Origin of the sequence: Rhizobium sp. 18055 (assembly GCF_902706285.1) — a bacterium.
GTDB lineage: Bacteria > Pseudomonadota > Alphaproteobacteria > Rhizobiales > Rhizobiaceae > Rhizobium.
In genome coordinates this window covers 336,010-357,603 of record NZ_CACSKD010000004.1, presented here as the reverse complement: position 1 = coordinate 357,603, position 21,594 = coordinate 336,010, and the positions used below count along the sequence as shown (strand labels likewise).

The window sequence follows — 21,594 nt, the reverse complement described above, 5'->3', positions numbered from 1 at the left end:
CAGCCTCTGTGCCTGCCGGGAGAAAGTTTGCTATGGTCTGATCCTTACGGCTTGCTGACGAACATGTGACGTACACAGGCGATTGAAAGACGACAATAAAACCTCAATTGCCTTATCACTAGTGCATATGTGATTTGGGTTTCAAGAACGGGATTGAATGGCGACCGCCGCGGCCAGCAGCATTTTTTCAGAACGCTCGATCAGACGCGCACGGCTTGGTTCCGGGCTTGTGATGTTTATCTTTGCATTCCTGCATTTTTCCAACCATGCGCTCGGCCTCGTTTCCGTTTCCGCAGCAGAAGACGGCCGGCGGTTTTTCACGGCACTCTGGCGAAATCCGGTCGGGTCGCTCTTGCTGTACGGGGCGATCTTCACCCATATCGGCCTGGTATTCCGTTCAATCTATGTCCGCCGCAGCCTGGTCATGCCGAAGGGTGAACTGGCCCAGATCGGTCTCGGCCTGACGATCCCGCTTCTGCTGATCGACCACGTCATCGGCACCCGCGTTGTCCACACGCTTTATGGCTACCGCGACAACTACGAAACCGTCATGCGCACGCTATGGATCACCTCGCCCGGCACCGGCCTGCGCCAGATCGCTGCCCTGGTGATCGTCTGGTTCCACGGCTGCATCGGCCTGCACTACTGGCTGCGCTATCGCACCTGGTACACCGATGTCGCGGCCCCCCTGCTTGCCGTAGCCATTCTCGTGCCGGTGCTGGCCATTCTCGGCTTCATCGAAATGGGCCGGACCATCGCCGAACCCGCTTATGAGGGGATTGTCGATACCAGCCGCTATGAAGCAAATCTCAACGCACGCTACTCCAGCGATCCGGACGCGAGAGCCCAGGTCGCGATGATACGCGCTGGCCTTTACGGCTCGTTCGCGGGAGCGCTCTTTCTGGTCGTGGCCGCCCGAACCCATCGGCGCTGGCGGGAGCGGGTCGATCAGATCACGGTCCACTACCAGGGCGGCGAAGTGGTGCGTGTGCCACGGGGCTTCACCGTTCTGGAGGCAAGCCGCCTCGGCGGCATTCCTCACTATTCCATCTGTGGCGGCAAAGGGCAGTGTTCGACCTGTCGCGTGCAGGTGCTCAGCAGCTACGAGGGCCTTCCACCGCCTGACAAGCTGGAGCAATCGACCTTGAGGCGCATCAATGCTGCGCCCGATGTGCGGCTTGCCTGCCAGTTGCGCCCGACCCATGATCTGACCGTCGTGCCGCTGCTGCTTCCAGCGGCGGAAGCCGCTCTGCCGGCCAACACACAGGAGACAACCCCCGGCCGCGAGCGCGAGATCGCCGTGTTGTTTTGCGATATTCGCGATTTCACGGCACTGACCGAGGACAGGCTGCCGTTCGATATCGTGTTTCTGCTGAACCGCTATTTTGCCCTTGTCGGCAATGCCGTCGAAAAGGCCGGTGGCCGTGTCGACAAGTTCATCGGCGATGGCGCCATGGCGCTGTTCGGCATCGGTACCACACCCGAGGAGGCCTGTCGGCAGGCGTTGACGGCCGCAGCTTCGATTGCCCGCGACATCGAGAAACTGAGCAGGGAACTGTCGGACGAACTGTCGCTGCCGCTGCGCATTGCGATCGGCATTCATACCGGCCCGGCAGTGGTCGGGACGCTCGGCTATGGCCGCGCCCGCAGCACCACGGCAATCGGCGACATGGTCAATGTTGCAAGCCGATTGGAGGCGGCTGCGAAGGAGTTCGAGGTGGCGCTCGTCGTCTCCGAACCGGTCGCCACTTTGGCGGGCGCCGATATGGGCGGCATAGAAAGTCGTGAAATCAGTGTACGCGGCCGCGCGCTGCCCTTGAAAGTCTATGTCATTCCGCGAGACAAGGCGATCGAACTGCTCGAAGGGAAAGACTGATGCCCGGCCAACCAAGGCTGACTGCCAAATACTGGATGAAGCGCTGGCGAAAGATACGCAATGCGGTTGCCCGCACGCTTTTCGATACGCGCACCGGCCGTCGTCTTCTGGTCGAGAGCATCGGACCGCGCGTCGTCTCGATGACTATCGATGCCGGCGATCACCTCATGACCTTCTCACCAGCCGACTACATCGGCCGCAAGGTCTTCCGCAAGGGGCATTTCGAGCGCGATCATGTCGACCGCTTGCTGACCATCCTGCGGCAGCGCGGGATGATGCGAAAAGACAGCCACATGCTTGAGATCGGCGGCAATATCGGCACGCAGACGGTGTATTTCGCGCTGAGCGGCGCCTATTCCAGGATCGTCAGCATCGAGCCGGATCCACGCAACTTCCCACTGCTGCAGCTGAATATCCACCAGAACCATCTCGACCAGCGCGTGACCGCAGTCAATTGCGCCGCCGGCGAGACGACGGGCCAGATCGACTTCTTCATGAATGCCAACAACCACGGCAAGAGCAGCGCGATCCGGCAAAGCCAGAGTGACACCAAGATCAGCGTTCCGGTGCGACCGGTGACGGAGATACTATCCGATCTTTCGATCGATCCCGCCGCGATCGGTCTCGTCTGGATGGATATCGAAGGCTACGAGCCGGTCGCCTGCCGGTCGATGGTGCCGCTGCTATCGCGCCGCGTGCCGCTCTACATGGAATTCACGCCCAGCTTCTACGGCCCAGAGATGACGCGCGACTTCATCGTCACGCTCGCAGGCTTCTACGACACCTGCCTGGTCTTCTTCGAAGACGAGGAACAGGAAATGAAGGTGATCGATCTACCGGGTGGTATAGACCAGTACGACGTGCTGTTTCTGCCCTGATCAGCGCCGGCGGTAAAGGAAGTAGCGGCCTTCCTTGATGCCAGCAGGCAAGGGCAGTGGCTCCAGCTCCGGCCGCTCGATCGGCAGGCCGCTCACCGCGATGCCGCCCGCAGTCAAAACACCGACCATCAATTGCGGCAGCCATGTCAGCGTGACCGCGTCGATCTCGTCGTGACCCGTTCCGATATCCGCATGCGCGAGCGATGCACCGATGCCGACGAAGGCCTGGCCTGACTCCCGGATCTCGCCGGTCACCATGTTTTCGGCCGGCGGCGTCGAGGATGAGTAAGAGCGCACGTCGCGGTCGAAGGCGATGATGCGACGGTCTGGAAACTGCTCGCGCAGGTGATCATAGGTACGACCATTGCCAAGGCCGAATTCCAGGACCGGGCCTTCAATGTTCTTCACCAGATCGGCGATGGAATTCAAAATATCACGCTGAGCCGTCAAACGGCGAATGAAGCTGTCGAGGCGGCTCATCTGTGCCTGTATCCGTTCACTGTTTTCGAAGCGGATGCAAGCATACCGCGCCTGGAGAATGGATCGTCATCTGCTGCCGGAAGGCGGGCGTGAAGCTTGGATCCCGTGGGTTGCAATAGCCCCTGGCGAAGCGACTGCGTTGGCGACAGAGCTAACGAGAAAGGCGCGGCTGTGCAAGGCCGGCCTCTGCACCTTCGCGGCAAGCTCACATGAAGGTTATTGCCCTGTGTCTGGCCAGTCGCAGATCGCCCTTTCGACCAGGCGATCCGCGCCCGAACACCATCAGTGCCGTCCGTATCCACCCGGGGTCGGCGTGTTGACGATGACCGCGTCGCCGGGCTCCAGCACCGTCTGATCGCAAGCCTTCAAGGTTTCGACCGCGCCATGGCTGCGGCGGACCAGCGTGCTGCCGACCTCGCCGTCGGAACCGCCGTCGAGACCGCGTGGCGGGTGCGAGCGATGCGACGACAGGATGGCGCATTCCATGCGCTCGAGGAAGCGGATCGTGCGCGTCGTGCCGTCGCCTGCGGACCATTTGCCCTGTCCGCCGGAGGCCTGACGGATGTGGAAATCCTCCAGCAAGACAGGGAAGCGCAATTCAAGGATCTCGGGGTCCGTCAGCCGGGAGTTGGTCATGTGGGTGTGCACGCCAGATGTTCCGGCAAAACCCCTGCCATCGTTCATCCGGCCAGCCGGCGAGCCCGAGCAGATCGTCTCGTAATACTGATGGACCTCGTTGCCGAAGGTCAGATTGTTCATCGTCCCCTGCGCGTTGGCCATGGCGCCCATCGCTGCGAACAGGGCATTGGTCACATGCTGCGACGTCTCGACGTTTCCGGCAACAACAGCCGCCGGGTAGGACGGCTTCAGCATGCAGCCTTCAGGTATGATGATATTGATCGGTCGCAGGCAGCCGGCGTTCATCGGGATCATGTCTTCGACCATGACGCGGAAGGCGTAGAGAACAGCCGCGCGCGCGACCGGCTCCGGTGCATTGAAATTGTTCTTCATCACAGGCGACGTGCCGGTGAAATCGACCGTGGCCTCGCGCTTGTCCCTATCGACCGTGATCTTCACCTTGATGACCTGGCCGGTATCGGTCGGATACTCGCAGGCGCTTTCATCCGGAAGCAGCGCCAGCACGCGGCGGACGCTTTCGGCCGCATTGTCCTGGACATGGCCCATATAGGCCTGCACGACGCCCAGCCCGAAATGGGTCACCATCTTCCGCAGCTCGGCGACCCCCTTTTCGTTAGCGGCAATCTGCGCCTTGAGGTCCGCGATATTCTGCGGCGGGTTGCGAGCGGGATAGCGGTGCTCCGTCAGCAGGGCACGCAGTTCGGTCTCGCGGAAGCGGCCTTGCTCGACAAGCAGAAAGTTGTCGAAGAGAACACCTTCCTCATCGACCGTGGTCGCAAGTGGCGTCATCGATCCCGGCGCCGTTCCGCCGATATCGGCGTGATGGCCGCGAGCCGCGGCATAGAACAGGATCTCACCCTGAGCATCATCGAAAACGGGTGTGACCACAGTGATGTCAGGCAGGTGCGTTCCGCCGTTGTAGGGTGCGTTCAATGCGAAGACATCGCCTGGCCGGATCTTGCCCTGGTTGAGGCGGATGATCGTCTCGACGGAGCGATCCATCGAGCCCAGATGCACCGGCATATGGGGTGCGTTGGCGACGAGGGCGCCGGTGCTGTCGAACACCGCACAGGAAAAATCGAGCCGCTCCTTGATGTTGACCGAGGATGCCGTGTTCTGCAGCGTCACGCCCATCTGCTCGGCAATCGACATGAACAGATTGTTGAACACTTCGAGCATCACAGGATCGGCCTCAGTGCCGACGGCGGCGTGGCGGCGCTTCTTTTCGAACCGATGCATGAGGATGTGGCCCTTGGCATTGATCGATGCCTGCCAGCCGGGCTCGACCACAACGGTCTGGTTCTTCTCGATGATCAGTGCAGGACCAGAAAGGCGATGGCCGGGGCGAAGGGTCTCCCGCTTGAAGATACCGGCCTCCTGCTCAGCGCCCTCGGTGAACATCATCCGCGTCTCCGCCGCAACGACATCAAGTTCCTCGACCGCGGCGTCCGGTTCGTTGATATCGTGCTTGCGGCTATCATAGCCCTCGACAGCGACAAGTTCGACGATCAGCGCCTTGTCCTCGTAGATAAAGCCGAACTGCGCCTTGTGCAGGGCTTCAAATTCGAGGCGGGCCTGATCGAGCGAGCCTGCTTCGAAGCCGACAGGCAGAGCGGTGTCAGTTCCGTCGTAACGAATATGCAGGATCGGCCGGGTGTGGACATCCGATGTCTCGATGCCCTGCCCCGAAAGCTCTTCGAAAACCGCGTCACGCAACTGGCCGATCTGCGTCTCGATGTAAGGCAGCATGTCATGCGAAAGCGGCTTGATCAGTGCCTGTTGCCGGGACGCGAACACCGAGGAAAGGCCGATACCGTAAGCCGACAGCAGGCCGGATAAAGGATGGATCAGCACCGCTTCCATTCCGAGCGCATCCGCCACCAGGCAGGCGTGCTGCCCGCCTGCACCACCAAAGCAGTTCAGCAGATATTCCGTCACATCATATCCACGCTGCACCGAGATCTTCTTGATCGCATTCGCCATGTTTTCCACGGCAATGGTGATGAAGCCCTCGGCAACGCTCTCTGCGCTTCGCCCGTCACCGATCTCGGCAGCCAGAGCTTCGAACCTGGTGCGAACGACGTCGCGATCGAGCGTCTGGTTCTGCTCCGCACCGAAAATGGCGGGGAAGAATTCCGGCTGCAGCTTGCCAAGCATCACATTGGCATCGGTCACCGCAAGCGGCCCGCCACGGCGATAGCAGGCGGGCCCCGGATTGGCACCAGCCGAATCCGGGCCGGCGCGAAAACGCCCGGCTTCGTAATGCAGGATCGACCCGCCGCCGGCGGCCACGGTGTGAATCCGCATCATCGGCGCGCGAACGCGCACGCCCGCCACTTCGGTGTCGAAGGCACGCTCATATTCGCCGTTGAAATGCGCCACGTCAGTGGAGGTCCCGCCCATGTCGAAACCGATGACATCCTTGAAACCGGCAAGCTTTGCTGTCTCCACCATGCCGACGACGCCGCCCGCCGGACCCGACAACAGCGCATCCTTGCCCTTGAAAAGGTCGGCCGCGGTCAATCCACCTGACGACATCATGAACATCAGCCGCGGCGCAGCCTGCGTCTGCGTGCTGGCCAGTGGCGTTTCGTCCGGGTGAATGCCGAGTTGCTCGGCCACCTGGCGGACGTAACGTCCAAGGATCGGAGAAAGATAGGCATCGACAACGGCGGTATCGCCGCGTCCAACGAGCTTCACCAGCGGAGAAACCTGGTGACTGACGGAGATCTGCTGGAAACCGAGATTGCGGCAGTGCTCCTCAAGCTGCAATTCGTGCTGCGGAAATTTCCAGGCATGCATGAAGACGATCGCAACGGCATCGATGCCATCGGCCTTCGCCCTGGCGATCTCCGCTTCGGCATTTCTCAGATCAAGCGGCACTTCGACCTGTCCATCGGCGCGAACGCGTTCGTCTATTTCGATCACACGCTCATAGAGTTGTTCGGGCAGCAGGATTTCCTTGGCGAAGATGTCCGGGCGGGCCTGGTAGGCAATGCGCAGCGCATCACGGAAGCCTTTGGTGATCAGCAGCAGGACGCGGTCACCCTTGCGCTCGAGCAGAGCATTGGTCGCAACAGTCGTGCCCATCTTCACCGTCCCGATCTTGTCGGCCGGCACGGATGCGTCGGGCTCTACGCCCAGCAGGGCGCGAATACCCTCGATCGCGGCATCGCGGTAGGCTTCCGGATTTTCGGAGAGGAGTTTACGCGGATGCAGTCCGCCGTCAGGGTCTCTGCCGATAACGTCGGTGAAGGTGCCGCCACGATCGATCCAGAAATCCCATCTGCGGTCCATGTATCCGGCCCCTTGCGCTCTACTAGTATGGTCAGGCTAGGTGTCGTCCATCTCTGATATTTTGTCAATAATTTGTCGATGTTTTATCACTGACCCATTTGAATGGCCGAAACTTTAAAAGATGCAGCGATGGCCTGCCACTCTCAAGGTCGGCGCATCGGCGAAATATTTCAGGTGTAATCGCGCCGAAGCACGCATCCTTAAAATGCCATTGCGATGGCATCGCCGGTCTGTTCTAAGTTTACCATGAACGATATCTTGAGTGATGCCTTCTTCGCCAGCGTGCCGGTCTTTGATCAATTCGAGGGCGTGACGGATACCGGCAATTATCGCCGCCTGCCTGACGACTGGGTGCTGGCTGTTGCCGATATTGTCGGCTCCACGCAGGCGATCATGGGCGGCCGCTACAAGGACGTGAACATGGCCGGTGCCAGCGTCATCTCCGCCGTGCTCAATGCGCTTGGACAAGGCGATTACCCCTTCGTTTTCGGTGGTGACGGCGCAATGGTGGCCCTGCCTGGTTCGCTGGAAGCCGCCGCGCGGGAAGCCCTGGCCGCAGCGCAACGCTGGGCGGAAGAGGATCTGAAGTTGACCCTGCGCATCGCGCTGGTGCCGGTCAGCGACGTCAGGCTCGAGGGATTGGACGTGCGCGTGGCACGCTATTCGGCAAGCCCGTTCGTGACCTATGCGATGTTTGCCGGCGGCGGCACCAGCTGGGCCGAACGGCAGATGAAGGATGGGCGCTATACCGTCGAACCTGCCGCCGCAGGCACCCGCCCGGATCTGACCGGGCTTTCGTGTCGCTGGAACCCGATCGAGTCCCGCAACGGCGAGATCGTATCGATCATCGCCGTTCCCGGCGACCGTGGCGTCACCCCGGAATTCCGCCGGCTCGTCACGGATGTCGTTGCGATGTCTGGCGAACAAAGCCGCAATGGGCACCCGGTGCCGGCCGACGGACCGGCGCTCGCCTTCTCGCTCAAGGGGATCAACAGGGAGGTGCGTGCAACTGCGTCAGTTGGCGGCCGCTTGCGGCAACGGCTGTCGATCATGATCCAGCTCGGGCTGACGGTGTTCCTGCACAAGTTCAACCTGAAATTCGGAACGTTCGATGCGCGGCGCTACAAGCGCGACGTTGCCGGCAACTCAGATTTTCGCAAGTTCGACGACGGGCTGAAGATGACGCTCGACATCGACGCCCATCGCCTCGGCCTTATCCGCGCCCTGCTGGAAAAGGCGCAGGCCGATGGCGTTGCCCGGTATGGGCTGCACAGCCAGACCTCGGCGCTGATGACCTGTTTCGTTCCGACGCCGCTCTCGCGCGATCACATGCACTTCATCGACGGGGCAAACGGCGGCTATGCCGTCGCCGCGAGCCAGATATCCGGCAAGACGCTGTCGATCGACCAGGTCACGCCTTGAGGATGTTGTCGGCAACAATGCCGCGCCGGGCAAAGACGTTGCGGGTGTCGATGATCAACGCGCCGCTTTCGGCAAGCCGCCTGTAATCGACGTCGTCGTGATCCGTTGCAATCAGAATCGCATCGTAACCGGCCAAGGCCTCGTCCGTCAGCGCCACCGACTGGCGCCCCTTGAGTGCCTGGTACTCGCGCGTCGAAGGGATCTCGGCCACATAAGCATCGTGATAATCCGCCCTGCCGCCGCGCTCCTCGATGATTTCGATCAGCCGCAGCGACGGGCTTTCGCGGATATCGGCGACATTTTTCTTGTAGGCCAGGCCGATCAGCAGCACCCGTGAGCGGCTGAGCGCCTTGCCAATGCGGATATCCAGCGCCTCGGCGAGCTTGCCGACGACATAGCGCGGCATCGCCGAGTTGATTTCGCCGGCCAATTCGATGAAGCGGGTCGGCAACTCGTATTCGCGTGACTTCCAGGTCAGGTAGAACGGATCGATCGGGATGCAATGGCCGCCCAGACCCGGGCCCGGATAGAACGGCATGTAGCCGAAAGGCTTGGTCTTGGCCGCGTCGATCACTTCCCAGACGTCGATGCCCATGGCCGCGTAAACGGTCTTCAACTCGTTGACGAGCGCGATGTTGACCGACCGGAAAATGTTCTCCGTCAGCTTGACCGCTTCGGCGGTGGCGTTGGAAGAGACCGGCACCACGGTCTTCACAGCAGCACCGTAGAAGCTCTTCATCAACGACAGAGCCTCAGGGCCGTCGCCGGCGACGACCTTCGGGATCGTGGCGGTGTTGAAATGCTGGTTGCCCGGATCTTCACGCTCAGGCGAAAAGCCGACGAAGAAGTCATGGCCTGATTTCAGTCCGGTCTTCTCGAGGATGACCTTGACCACATCGTCGGTGGTTCCTGGATATGTCGTCGATTCCAGCACGACGAGTTGGCCCGGGCGCAGGTGCTCGGCGATGGAGCGCGAGGTCGTTTCCACAAACGACAGGTCCGGATCGCGGTGCTTCGTCAGCGGCGTCGGCACGCAGATGATGATCACGTCGCAATCGGCAAGGCTTGCAAACCCGGTGGTGGCCGTGAAGCGCCCGGCGTCGATCTCCGTCTGCAGGTCGGCACTGGTGACTGCGTCGATGTAGGAGCGCCGCGCCTCGATAGCGACGATCTTCTTCGGATCGACATCGAAGCCGGTCACCGGAAAGCCACTGCGGGCAATCGCCATCGCCAGCGGCAAACCGACATAGCCGAGGCCGATGATGCCGGCGCGAGCCGTGCGGGTGTCGATCTTCTTGGAAAGGGCGTCGAATACAGGGGAGCTTTGCAAAGCAGGTCTCGTCTAAAGCCGAAAGGATCTCTGATCTAATGTAAGATCGCGGCGAATTAAACCCGCCAGACGGCAGATTGGACAACTGACGCGAACGTGAAGGCGATGGTCGAGCCTGGGTGGCAGAAGCGAGGCGGTGTTGCGGAAATGACTCTGGCGTCCAGAGACATTCGCCTGACCGCCAGAAATTCAGCCATGCCCATTGTCTCGTCCAAACGGCAGGCCTATCTACGCTTGGTAACGAACCATCAAAAAGGCAACTTATCCGACCGTGGCAAACAGCGGTTTGACAGGTACCGCCGCCGGGCTTCCGGCGGATTGTTGACACAATAATACCGCTCGTCCATCCTCATTTTCCGCCTGGCGCACGCTCGTGCAGCGGGACGGTTCTCCGATGTTTTCCAGGATGGCGCGCCTTATGAGGATACTATCAGGAATGGGCGCGATCGACTCCCGGGTTTCATCGATACTGCTGGACCGGGTCGCTGAATGGCTGACGAATTCTTCGCTGGCCGGTGACGACCTTGAAAACATCGTGCGCGGTTTCTGCGAACGAATTGCCGCCGCCGGGCTGCCGATTGCCCGTGTGCACCTCACCTTCTCCATGCTGCACCCGCTTTATGACGCCCTGAGTTTCACCTGGCGGCGGGCAAGCGGTGTCACCATCGAGGGCTATCGCCATGCGGCCGGACAGAAGCCTGACCGCTTCCTGCAAAGTCCCTACTATTACCTGCTCGACAACAATCTGCAGCACATCCGTCGCCAGATTCCGGCAGACGGCCCCGCCGAGTTTCCGGTGTTTGCGGATTTGCGCGACGAGCGGATCACCGATTACCTCGCCTTCGTGCAGCCCTTCGGCGACGGCTCGGTCCAGGGAATGATGGGATCGTGGTCGACGGACAGCCATTCCGGCTTTTCCGACGACATGATCGACGCCTTGCTGCGGATGCAGAACCATCTGGCGGTTGCCGCGAAGATGGCCGTGCTCGGCAAGCTCGCCAACAATATGCTGACCACCTATCTCGGCGGCGATGCCGGCAAGCGCGTGCTGAACGGCCAGATCCGCCGCGGCGACGGCGAAACGATCCGCGCCGCCCTCGTCATGGGCGATATGCGCCAATCGACCGTCTACGCCGAAAAGGAAGGCCGCCAGAACTATATCGATACGCTCAACCAGTTCTTCGATGCCATCGCGGCCCCTTTCAACCGCAATGGCGGCGAAATCCTGAGCTTTATCGGCGACGGATTTCTGGCCGTCTACCCCTGCGGCCGCCACAAGGACCCGTCGAAAATCGCCTGTCAGGCGGCTCTATCGGCTGTCCATCAGGCACAATCGCGGGTCGCCGAACTCAACAAGGAGCGGCAGGGCAACAACATGGGCAAGATTTCCTATGGCATCGGCCTGCATGTCGGCAACGTCATGTTCGGTAATGTCGGGTTGAAGGACCGCCTGACGTTTTCGGCGTTCGGCTCGGCCGTCAACGAAGTGCAGCGCCTGCAGTCGCTGACCAAGAAATATTCGCGGGAGGTCGTGGCCAGCCAGGCTTTCGCAGGATATTGCGGCGGCGAGTGGACAACGCTCGGCGAGGAGAAGCTGCGCGGCGTTCGCCAGAAGATCACGGTGCTGCAGCCGCATCCGCCAGCGCCCACGGTGCATTCCGAACAAAACTTCCATGAGGTGCCGCAGGATGCACTCTCGGAAGCCGAACAGGTTATTTTGCTGCACCGCGATGCTCGCAAGCAGGCCAAGCCGCCGGCTGTGGATAAGTTCATGCAGTAGAACACGCAGCACCGGAAAGCCGGTGATGGACAGCGGAAGCCGCTGAAATACCCTCAGATTCAACGTGTCCGTCATCAACTGGACACCCTGATTGCCGTACGCTAGTGTCATGGCAACGGGAACAAAGAAAACTGGGGAAATTCATTGGTATGGCGTCCGCGTCCGATCTGCTGCGCATTGAAAATCTTGACATCTCCTTCTCGGTTTTCGGCGACAAACTGCGTGTCGTCAAGAACGCAAATCTGCGCATTCTTCCCGGCAAGGTGACGGCGCTGGTTGGCGAATCCGGCTCGGGGAAGTCGGTGATCAGCCAGAGCATCATGGGCATTCTGCCAAATCCGGCGGAGGCGTCGGGAAGCATTCTGTTCACCGACCCGCTGGACGGGAAGGCCACGGATATTCTGCAATACTCGCGCGACAGTGCCGAGATGCGGGATTTGCGCGGCCGACGCATGGCAACGATCTTCCAGGAGCCGATGACCTCGCTGTCGCCGCTGCACACCGTCGGCAACCAGATCAGCGAGTCGCTGCTGATCCATACGGACGCCAACAAGAAGGAAGCCCGGCAGAAGACGGAGGAGATGCTCGGTCTGGTCGGCTTTGCCAACCCGAAACGGACGTTCGACATGTATCCGTTCGAGCTGTCAGGCGGCATGCGCCAGCGCGCCATGATCGCCATGGCGCTGATCTGCAAGCCGGCACTGCTGATTGCCGACGAGCCCACGACCGCGCTTGACGTGACGATCCAGGCCCAGATTCTCGAATTGCTTCGCGATCTGCAGCACAAGCTCGGCATGGCGATGCTGCTGATCACCCACGATCTCGGTGTCGTCGCCAACATGGCCGACGAAGTCGTGGTGATCTATCACGGCGAGATCATGGAAGCAGGACCGGTGGAATCGATCTTCCGAAATCCGCAACATCCCTATCTCAAGGGCCTGATGGCAGCCGTGCCGCATTTCGACATGAAGGACGGCGAACGGCTGAAGGCACTGCGCGATGTGCCGGTCAATCTCGAATCCCTGATCGGCAAGAAAAAGCCCAAGAGCGAGGTCGAGGGGCCGGAGGTGCTGCTGTCGGTCAACAATCTGACCAAGTCCTTCAAGACCCGCAACCGCAGCCTGTTCGGCACCAGCGAACCGGTGGGCGTGCGCGCGGTGGACGATGTCAGCTTCGACATCCGCAACGGAGAATGTCTCGGCCTGGTCGGCGAGTCCGGCTGCGGCAAGACCACGGTCAGCAAGATCCTGATGCGGGCGATGACGCCGGACAGCGGCTCGGTGATTTTCAATGATGGCAAGGATGTCGTCGATGTCCTGTCGGTGAGCGGCGACGATCTCCAGGAACTGCGCACCAAGATCCAGATGGTGTTCCAGGACCCGGTCTCCTCGCTGTCACCGCGCATGACGGTCCGCAATATCCTCAGCGAACCACTGGAGATCCACGACCGCGGCGACAGTGCCGAACGCCATCGCAAGGTCGAAGCGTTGATGGGCGCCATCGGGCTCGATCGGCGCTACCTCAACCGCTATCCGCACAGTTTTTCCGGTGGCCAGCGGCAGCGCATCGGCATTGCCAGGGCACTGGCGCTCGGGCCGAAGCTTATTATTCTCGATGAACCGGTCTCGGCGCTCGACGTCTCCGTACAGGCGCAGATCCTCAACCTGCTGAAGGACCTGCAGAAGGAACTGGGGCTCACATACCTGTTCATTTCGCACAATCTGGCCGTCGTCGATTACATGGCTGATCGCATCGCGGTGATGTGCAAGGGCCGCATTGTCGAAATCGCGCCACGGGAGATTATCCTGCGCGATCCTGTTCATCCCTATACGAAGTCGCTGCTGGCAGCAGTGCCGTTTCCTGATCTCGATCGCCCTCTCGATTTCGAGGCGCTGCGAAAGAATGGTGCTGCCGACAAGCAAAACTGGGGCGTCACCTTCACCGCCGAACATGATGACGCATCGGAACTCGACTACGCCGACCTCGGCAACGGCCATTTCGTGCGCGCCCGCAAGGGCGCCGACGCCAAGGAGTTGCGCGCATGGTAACGCGGCGTACCTTCATCGGCGGACTGGTCGGCGCCGCGATTGCCCCGTCATTGGCCAAGGGCGCGGCTGACAGGGACATCGAGCCCGAATTCCTGCGCGACTGGCTGCGGGCCGGCCGCATTCCAGCCATGGTGGAGCGCCTGCCGACGCATCCGCGGATCATCAATATGAAAGAGATGGGCATGCAGCCCGGCGTCTACGGCGGAACCGTGCGCACCATCATCGGCAGCGCAAAAGACATCCGCTACATGACCGTCTATGGGTATTCCAGGCTTGTCGGCTACGACACCAGGCTGCAGTTCCAGCCCGATATTCTGATGGGTTTCACGTCGGAGAACGACGCCGTCTTCACCTTCTACCTGCGTGAAGGCCATCGCTGGTCGGACGGTTCGCCATTCACCGCCGACGACTTCAGGTACTGGTGGGAAGATGTGATCCTCAACAAGGACCTGACACCGGGCGGCGGCGCGCGCGAATTGCGGCCGCATGGCAACCTTCCGCGCTTCGAGGTGCTCGATCCACTGACGGTGCGCTACAGCTGGGACCGGCCGAACCCGAATTTCCTGCCGGCGATTGCCGGCCCGCTGCCGTTGATGATTTCCGGACCCGGGCATTACCTCAAGCAGTTTCACAAGAAGTACCAGGACGACTTCCGTCTTTCCGCCTTGATGAAGGAAAACCGGGTCAAGAAGTGGGCGGACCTCCATATCAAGATGTCGCGCGCTTCCCGGCCTGAAAATCCGGAACTGCCTTCGCTTGATCCGTGGGTCAACACGACGCCACCGCCGGCTGAACAGTTTGTGTTCGTTCGCAATCCGTTTTTTCACCGGATCGACGAAAACGGCGTGCAGTTGCCCTATATCGACCGGTTCATCATGAATGTCAGCTCGTCATCGATCATCGCCGCCAAGGCGGGGGCCGGTGAATCCGACCTGCAGGCAACGGGCGTCGATTTCAACGACTACACCTATCTGAAGGATGCCGAAAAGCGCTTTCCGGTGAAGGTCAACCTCTGGAAGCAAGTGCGCGGGTCTCGCGTCGCTTTGCTGCCCAACCTCAATTGTGCCGACGACGTCTGGCGCAAGCTTTTCCGCGAGACGCGCTTCAGACGGGCGCTTTCGCTTGCCGTCAACCGGCATGAGATCAACATGGTCGCCTTCTACGGCCTCGGCAAGCCGAGTGCCGACACCGTATTGCCCGAGAGCCCGCTGTTCAAACAGGAGTATGCCGATGCCTTCATCGACCACAATCCTGTTGAAGCGAACAGGCTGCTCGACGAGTTGGGGCTGACCGAACGCGATGACGAAGGTATCCGTTTGCTCCCTGACGGGCGCAGGGCTGAAATCACAGTGGAAACAGCCGGCGAAAGCAACCTCGATACCGACGTGCTGGAACTGGTACGCGATCACTGGCGCGAGGTTGGCCTTGCGCTTTATACCCGCACCTCTCAACGCGACGTGTTCCGTGATCGCGCGATGAGCGGGCGGATCATGATGTCGATCTGGTTCGGCATCGACAATGGCGTTGCCACGGCCGACATGTCGCCGGGCCAGCTGGCGCCGACGGTCGATGATCAGCTGCAATGGCCGCTTTGGGGCATGTACTACCTCTCGGCGGGACAGGGTGGCACCGCGCCTGACTTGCCCGAAGTCGAGCAGCTTGTCACGTTGCTGGACAAATGGGGTGCTACTGCGCGATTTGAGGAGCGCGAGGCGATCTGGCATCAGATGCTGTCGCTCTATACCCAGCAGGTGTTTTCCATCGGCCTGATCAACAGCACGCTGCAGCCGATCCTCAAATCGGCGAGGCTGCAGAACGTGCCGGAGCACGGCCTCTATGGCTTCGACCCGACCTCCTATCTCGGGATCTACATGCCTGACACCTTCTGGTTCAAGGAGGCCTGAGCGATGCTGAGATATATCCTCTGGCGTATCGCCGCTATGGTGCCCACGCTTTTCATTATTTCGGCGCTGGTATTCACCATCATCGAATTGCCGCCGGGCGATTTCTTCGAGAGCCAGATTGCCGAGCTGCGCGCCCAGGGCGAAAGCGCCAACCTGCAGGAAATCGAGGAGCTTCGCAAACAATACGGTTTCGACAAGCCGGCCGTGGTGCGCTATTTCTACTGGGTCGGCGGCATGCTGCACGGCGATTTCGGCTATTCCTTCGAATATCAGCTGCCGGTGTCTGAAGTGGTCGGCGACCGGTTGTGGCTGACGATCCTGGTCTCGTTTTCGACCATTCTGCTGACCTGGCTGATCGCATTCCCGATCGGCATCTATTCGGCCACGCATCAGTACAGCTGGGGCGATTACGGCCTGACGCTGGTCGGCCTGCTCGGCATTGCGATCCCGAATTTCATGCTGGCGCTGATCCTGATGTATTTCGCCAATATCTGGTTCGGTATCTCGATCGGCCACCTGATGGACCAGAAGTTCCTGTCCGAGCCGATGAGCTGGGAAAAGGCACGCTCGATCCTGTCGCATCTGTGGATCCCTGTCATCATCGTCGGCGCTGCCGGCACCGCCGGCATGATCCGAAGACTTCGCGCCAATCTGCTCGACGAGATGCAGAAGCAGTACGTGGTGACGGCCCGCGCAAAGGGCCTGCATCCGTTGCGCGCCCTGCTGAAATACCCGTTGCGCATGGCTCTGAACTTCTTCGTCGCCGATATCGGCTCGATCCTGCCGTCGATCATTTCGGGCGCCGAGATCGTTGCCATCGTGCTGTCGCTCGAGACCACCGGGCCGATGCTGATCAAGGCGCTGCAGAGCCAGGACATGTATCTTGCCGGATCGTTCCTGATGTTCCTGGCCTTCCTGAACGTGATCGGCGTGCTGATTTCCGATATTGCCCTCGGTTTCCTTGACCCGCGTATTCGCCTGCAAGGCAGGAGCACCAAATAATGTCGCCCTTGCCCCCACCCGGCGGACCGATGCCGCATTATGTTTCGACCGCGCCGTTCGATCCGATGGCGACAGAGACAATGACTTCGGCGCAATCGCGCATCCACCTCGCATCGCAGAAACAGCTGATGTGGTGGAAGTTCAAGCAGCACCGCCTTGCCCTGGTCTCCGGCATTTTCCTGATTGCGGTCTACCTGATGATCGTGGTCGTCGAGTTTGTGGCGCCTTACGGCCTGCACACCAAGAATGTCGATTTCATTCACTCGCCGCCGCAGCGCGTCCACCTGTTCCACGATGGCAGCTTCGTCGGTCCATTCGTCTATGGCCGCGCCATGTCGCTGGATCTCGACACGCTGCATCGCTTCTACAACGACAAGCCCGACGACGTGCAGCCGATCCGCTTTTTCTGCCGCGGCGACGCCTACAAATTCTGGGGCGTGATCGACTCGAACCTGCATTTCGTCTGCCCGGCGGTCGGTGGCCAGATGTTCCTGCTCGGAACGGACCGGTTGGGGCGCGATGTGCTGTCGCGCATCCTCTACGGCGCCCGCATTTCGCTGACCATCGGCCTGATCGGCATCTCCATCAGCTTCTGCCTGGGGATCGTCATCGGCGGGCTTGCCGGCTACCGGGGCGGCGTGTTCGATCTGATCGTTCAGCGCCTGATCGAGGTGCTGCAGTCGCTGCCGAGCCTGCCGCTGTGGATGGCGCTGGCGGCAATCATGCCCGTGACGTGGAGCCCGATCGTCATCTATTTCGGGATCACGGTGATCCTCGGGATCATCGACTGGACTGGTCTGGCTCGCGCCGTTCGTTCGAAGCTGCTGGCTTTGCGCGAGGAAGACTATGTGCAGGCAGCCCAGTTGATGGGCGCCAGTACCTCGCGTGTGATTGGCAGGCATCTCGTGCCCGGTTTCATGTCGCACCTGATTGCCTCGGCCACGATCTCCATCCCCAGCATGATCCTTGGCGAGACGGCGCTGAGTTTCCTCGGGCTCGGACTTCGACCGCCGATCACCAGCTGGGGTATCCTGCTCACGGAGGCAAAGAGCGTAAGCGTTATTGCATTCTATCCTTGGTTGCTTTTCCCGATTATACCTGTGGTGTTGGTGATTTTGGCGTTCAACTTTCTGGGAGACGGCTTGCGCGATGCGGCAGACCCCTACAAATAACGGCAAGCGGTTGGTCCCATGCGATCTGTCCGATACGTCGTTGAAAGCGGCGGTGCTAGATGATGAATAGCCCGGAAGGAATGTCCATGGCGCGACGCCTGGAAGATGCACGAATCCTGATGTACAGCCACGACACGTTCGGGCTCGGCCATTTGCGCCGTTGTCGCACCATCGCCCATGCGCTGGTCGAAGATTATCGCGGTCTCAACATCCTGATCGTCTCAGGCGCTACGATCGCCGGTGCTTTCGATTATCGCGCGCGCGTCGATTTCGTGAAGGTGCCGAGCGTCATCAAGCTGCGCAACGGTGAATACACCTCCCTGGCCAGCCATATCGATCTTCAGGACACACTGAAGATGCGCGAATCGATCATTCGCCACACGGCCGAAACGTTCCAGCCTGACATCTTCATCGTCGACAAGGAGCCGATGGGCCTCAAGGGCGAAGTCGAGGAGACGCTGAGCTATCTGAAGGCCCGCGGCACGACGCTGGTGCTTGGCCTACGCGAAATCATGGATGCGCCGCACCTGCTCGATGCCGAGTGGAAGAAGAACGGAATCATGCAGAAGATCGATCATTATTACGATTCGATCTGGGTTTACGGCCCGCCCGACTTCTACGATCCGCTGGTCGGCCTCGATGTGCCGCCAAGCGTTCGCCGCAAGATGGACTTCGTCGGCTTCCTGCAGCGCAGCGTGTCCACCAACAACACCTCGATCAATGCCCGCAGCGACAACTATATCCTGGTGACGACGGGCGGTGGCGGCGATGGTTCGGATCTCGTTCACGACGTCATGAACGCCTATGAACAGGACCCGACGCTGCAGCAGAAGGCACTGGTGGTGCTGGGCCCCTACATGCCGGCTGCAGAGCGGACGACGCTGGCCCAGAAGGGTGCGAAGATCCCCTACATCAAGGTTATCGAGTTCGATAACAACATGGAGGAACTGATCGCCGGCGCAGCTGGCGTGGTGGCGATGGGTGGCTACAACACCTATTGCGAAATTCTCTCCTTCGACAAGCCGGCGCTGATCGTGCCCCGCGTCAAGCCGCGCGAGGAGCAGCTGTTGCGTGCCCAGCGAGCCAGCGAACTGGGTCTGGTGGAAATGCTGCTGCCCGATGCGTCCGCCGACGCCGCTGTCATGGCCGCGGCTCTGAAGCGACTTCCGCAGCAGCAACCGCCATCGAAGAGCGGCTCCAGCATGCGCCTTGAAGGGCTGAACCATATTTCCGAAACCGTCGGCAGCTGGCTGGATAACCGCGGCAGCCACCTATCCGTCGTCAGCGCCGAGTGAAGGTCGCATCATTGTCGGACCGTCGCAAGCTACTGGTCGTGCTGAAGGGCTATCCGCGCCTTTCGGAAACCTTCATCGCGCAGGAACTGCTTGGGCTGGAAAAGGCCGGCTTCGATCTCACGCTAATCTCGATGCGCAGGCCGACCGACAAGAAGCGCCATCCGGTACACGACGAAATCAAGGCACGCGTCGTTTATCTTCCGGAGTATCTCCACGAAGAGCCGTTGCGCGTGCTCAAGGGCCTGGCCACCAGCTTCGGCAAGCCGGGCTTCGGCGCGCTCATGAGGCGCTTCTTCAGGGATCTGCCGCGCGACATCTCGCGCAATCGCTTCCGCCGCCTTGGTCAGGCGATGGTGCTGGCGCACGAATGGCCTGACCAAGGCCAGTGGCTGCATGCGCACTTCATCCACACCCCGGCATCCGTGACCGAATACACAAGTTTGCTGACCGGCGTGCCATGGACTTGCTCCGCGCATGCCAAGGACATCTGGACGTCGCCCGACTGGGAACTCACCGAGAAGCTGGCAAGCGCTCGCTGGGCCGTGACCTGCACGCGCAACGGCTACGAGCACATGCGCACGCTGACGCCGCGAAAGGATGCGGTACACCTGAGCTATCACGGTCTCGACCTTGCACGCTTCGGCCATTTCGCCGGAGAACGATCGGGCCAGAATGGCAGCGATCCGGACAAACCTGTCTTCTTGCTCAGCGTCGGGCGCGCGGTGGAGAAGAAGGGTTACGACACGCTGCTTCGGGCCCTGGCACTCCTGCCTGACGATCTGAACTGGCGTTTTGAGCACATCGGCGGCGGCGATGAGTTGCCGAAGCTGAAAGCACTGGCCGGAAAACTCGGCCTTTCCGAGCGGATCACCTGGAAAGGTGCGCTGGCCCAGGAGGAGGTGCTCGACCACTACCGCCGCGCCGATTTGTTCGCGCTCGCCTGCCGCATCGCCGCCAATGGCGACCGGGACGGCCTGCCCAATGTGCTGGTCGAGGCGTCGAGCCAAAGCTTGCCGTGCATCTCGACCTCCGTCTCGGGGGTTCCAGAATTGCTGGTTGATGGTGAAAACGGGCTTCTGGTCGGGCCAGACGATCCCAACGCTCTTGCCGCAGCGCTCGAAACAGCCATTCGCGACCCGGCACTGCGGCGGAGACTGGGCGATGCTGCCGAGGCGCGGGTTCGCGGCCATTTTGATTACCACGCAAGCATCGGCCAGCTAAGCCAGCTGTTCCAGGCTGAATGGCAGAAGGCATCATGAGCGCGCCACGGATATTCTTCTATGTCCAGCACCTACTCGGCATCGGCCATATCGCACGCGCCAGCCGGATCGCCAATGCGCTGCAGGATGACGGTTTCGATGTGACTGTGGTGACCGGCGGCCTGCCCGTCGCCGGCTTTCCGGCCGCCGGGCTAAAGACGGTGGCGCTCCCGCCCGTGGTTGCCAGCAATGCCGGCTTCTCGGGTCTTGCCGACGAGCATGGCGTGGCCGTCGGTGAAGACTTCCTCAACCGGCGCCGCGATCTGCTGCTGCAGGCATTCCGTGACGCACAGCCCGACGTCGTCATCATCGAGGCTTTCCCCTTCGGTCGGCGGCAGATGCGCTTTGAACTCCTGCCGCTCATCAGCGCGATCGAGGCGGCGCAGCCGCGGCCCAAGCTTCTAAGCTCGGTGCGCGATATTCTCCAGGAGAACCGCAAGGCCGGTCGCGACGCGGAGACCGTTGGGCTGGTGCAAGCGCATTTCGATACCGTCCTCGTTCATGGTGATCCAACCTTCGTTCGGTTGGAGGATACCTTCCCGCTGACGTCGCAGATCGCCGACAAGATCGCCTACACCGGCATCGTGGCGCCGCCGCCACCGGCAGACGCATCCGAGACCTTCGATATCATCGCATCCGCTGGTGGCGGTGCGGTCGGCATGGATCTGCTCAGAGCTGCCGCTGGAGCGGCGAAGATGCTGCCAGGCGATCTTCGCTGGCTTCTGATCAGCGGCCCGAACCTGCCGGAAACCAATTTTGCCGCGCTTTCCGAGACGATACCGTCAAACGTCACGCTTGTCCGGTTTCGCAAGGATTTCCCATCGCTGCTTGGCAGCGCGCGCGTCTCCATCTCGCAGGCCGGTTACAACACCGTCGGCGATTTGCTGCGAACCGATTGCCGCCCTGTTCTCATTCCGTTTGTAGCAGGTGGAGAGACGGAGCAGACGGTCAGAGCCGAGCGTCTTGCAAGGCTTGGTCTGGCAGATCTGCTGCCTGAAGAGGGGCTAACAGACGAGCTTGTGGCAGCAGCCGTCAAGACGGCCTTGGCCTCGCCAAGGCGCGCCGTTGCCGGTCTCGATCTCGATGGCGCGCGAAAAACGGCGCAAATCATTCGCGCGATACTTGTCTGAAACTCTCGCCCTTTATGAAATTCCTATGATATAAAACAGACTCGCGCGGGAATCGGCATTGAACAATGCACGCTGGTTCGCG

At 60.9% G+C, this 21,594-nt stretch carries 14 protein-coding genes; 11 read left to right on the top strand and 3 right to left on the bottom strand.

From position 1 onward, the window contains the following. The first annotated feature begins 157 nt into the window (after positions 1 to 157). Together GVL52_RS10260 and GVL52_RS10255 are read left to right on the top strand one after the other, a co-directional pair. Positions 158 to 1,876 carry an adenylate/guanylate cyclase domain-containing protein gene (locus GVL52_RS10260; protein WP_160006470.1) on the top strand — a complete coding sequence of 573 codons (1,719 nt, stop codon included), beginning with the start codon at positions 158 to 160 and terminating at the stop codon, positions 1,874 to 1,876. Then, on the top strand, positions 1,876 to 2,754 hold the full coding sequence (locus tag GVL52_RS10255) for an FkbM family methyltransferase (RefSeq protein ID WP_160006468.1): 879 nt from the start codon (positions 1,876 to 1,878) through the stop codon (positions 2,752 to 2,754). The genes GVL52_RS10260 and GVL52_RS10255 overlap by 1 nt, the downstream gene beginning before the upstream one ends. Here the strand turns inward: GVL52_RS10255 and GVL52_RS10250 are convergent, their stop codons facing one another. Beyond that, positions 2,755 to 3,234: a class I SAM-dependent methyltransferase gene (locus GVL52_RS10250; protein ID WP_160006466.1), complete on the bottom strand. Its 480-nt coding sequence runs from the start codon at positions 3,232 to 3,234 to the stop codon at positions 2,755 to 2,757. A gap of 282 nt (positions 3,235 to 3,516) precedes the next feature. After that, complete coding sequence (locus GVL52_RS10245) at positions 3,517 to 7,170, bottom strand: hydantoinase B/oxoprolinase family protein (RefSeq protein ID WP_160006464.1); 3,654 nt, start codon at positions 7,168 to 7,170, stop codon at positions 3,517 to 3,519. A 246-nt stretch (positions 7,171 to 7,416) separates the two neighbouring features. Between GVL52_RS10245 and GVL52_RS10240 the strand changes: the two genes are divergently transcribed. Next, entirely contained in the window at positions 7,417 to 8,592 is a 1,176-nt protein-coding gene (locus GVL52_RS10240) for a DUF3095 domain-containing protein (RefSeq protein WP_160006462.1), read from the top strand. Here the strand turns inward: GVL52_RS10240 and GVL52_RS10235 are convergent. Beyond that, a complete protein-coding gene (locus GVL52_RS10235) occupies positions 8,582 to 9,922 on the bottom strand; it encodes a nucleotide sugar dehydrogenase (RefSeq protein ID WP_160006460.1) in 1,341 nt (446 codons plus the stop codon). The two genes, GVL52_RS10240 and GVL52_RS10235, sit on opposite strands and share 11 nt — an antisense overlap. A 436-nt stretch (positions 9,923 to 10,358) precedes the next feature. On the opposite strand from GVL52_RS10235, the gene GVL52_RS10230 reads away from it, so the two are divergent. From GVL52_RS10230 to GVL52_RS10195, 8 genes are all read left to right on the top strand, one after another. Next, positions 10,359 to 11,702, top strand: coding sequence for an adenylate/guanylate cyclase domain-containing protein (locus tag GVL52_RS10230; RefSeq protein WP_160006458.1), 1,344 nt, complete (start codon positions 10,359 to 10,361; stop codon positions 11,700 to 11,702). 149 nt (positions 11,703 to 11,851) lie between these two features. After that, on the top strand, positions 11,852 to 13,750 hold the full coding sequence (locus GVL52_RS10225; RefSeq protein ID WP_160006456.1) for an ABC transporter ATP-binding protein: 1,899 nt from the start codon (positions 11,852 to 11,854) through the stop codon (positions 13,748 to 13,750). Then, the gene (locus GVL52_RS10220) at positions 13,744 to 15,654 is read left to right on the top strand and encodes an ABC transporter substrate-binding protein (protein ID WP_160006454.1); all 1,911 of its coding nucleotides are present in this window, start codon (positions 13,744 to 13,746) and stop codon (positions 15,652 to 15,654) included. The genes GVL52_RS10225 and GVL52_RS10220 overlap by 7 nt, the downstream gene beginning before the upstream one ends. Positions 15,655 to 15,657: 3 nt before the next feature. Next, on the top strand, positions 15,658 to 16,656 hold the full coding sequence (locus GVL52_RS10215) for an ABC transporter permease (protein ID WP_160006452.1): 999 nt from the start codon (positions 15,658 to 15,660) through the stop codon (positions 16,654 to 16,656). Continuing rightward, positions 16,656 to 17,828 (top strand): ABC transporter permease, encoded by a 1,173-nt coding sequence (locus GVL52_RS10210; protein ID WP_200847798.1) that lies wholly within the window; start codon positions 16,656 to 16,658, stop codon positions 17,826 to 17,828. Before GVL52_RS10215 ends, GVL52_RS10210 begins: the two co-directional genes overlap by 1 nt. 86 nt (positions 17,829 to 17,914) lie before the next feature. Beyond that, entirely contained in the window at positions 17,915 to 19,123 is a 1,209-nt protein-coding gene (locus GVL52_RS10205; RefSeq protein WP_160006450.1) for a glycosyltransferase family protein, read from the top strand. Between the two features lie 11 nt (positions 19,124 to 19,134). Then, on the top strand, positions 19,135 to 20,382 hold the full coding sequence (locus tag GVL52_RS10200) for a glycosyltransferase family 4 protein (protein ID WP_160006448.1): 1,248 nt from the start codon (positions 19,135 to 19,137) through the stop codon (positions 20,380 to 20,382). Beyond that, on the top strand, positions 20,379 to 21,512 hold the full coding sequence (locus GVL52_RS10195; RefSeq protein ID WP_160006446.1) for a glycosyltransferase family protein: 1,134 nt from the start codon (positions 20,379 to 20,381) through the stop codon (positions 21,510 to 21,512). Before GVL52_RS10200 ends, GVL52_RS10195 begins: the two co-directional genes overlap by 4 nt. Positions 21,513 to 21,594: the final 82 nt, after the last annotated feature.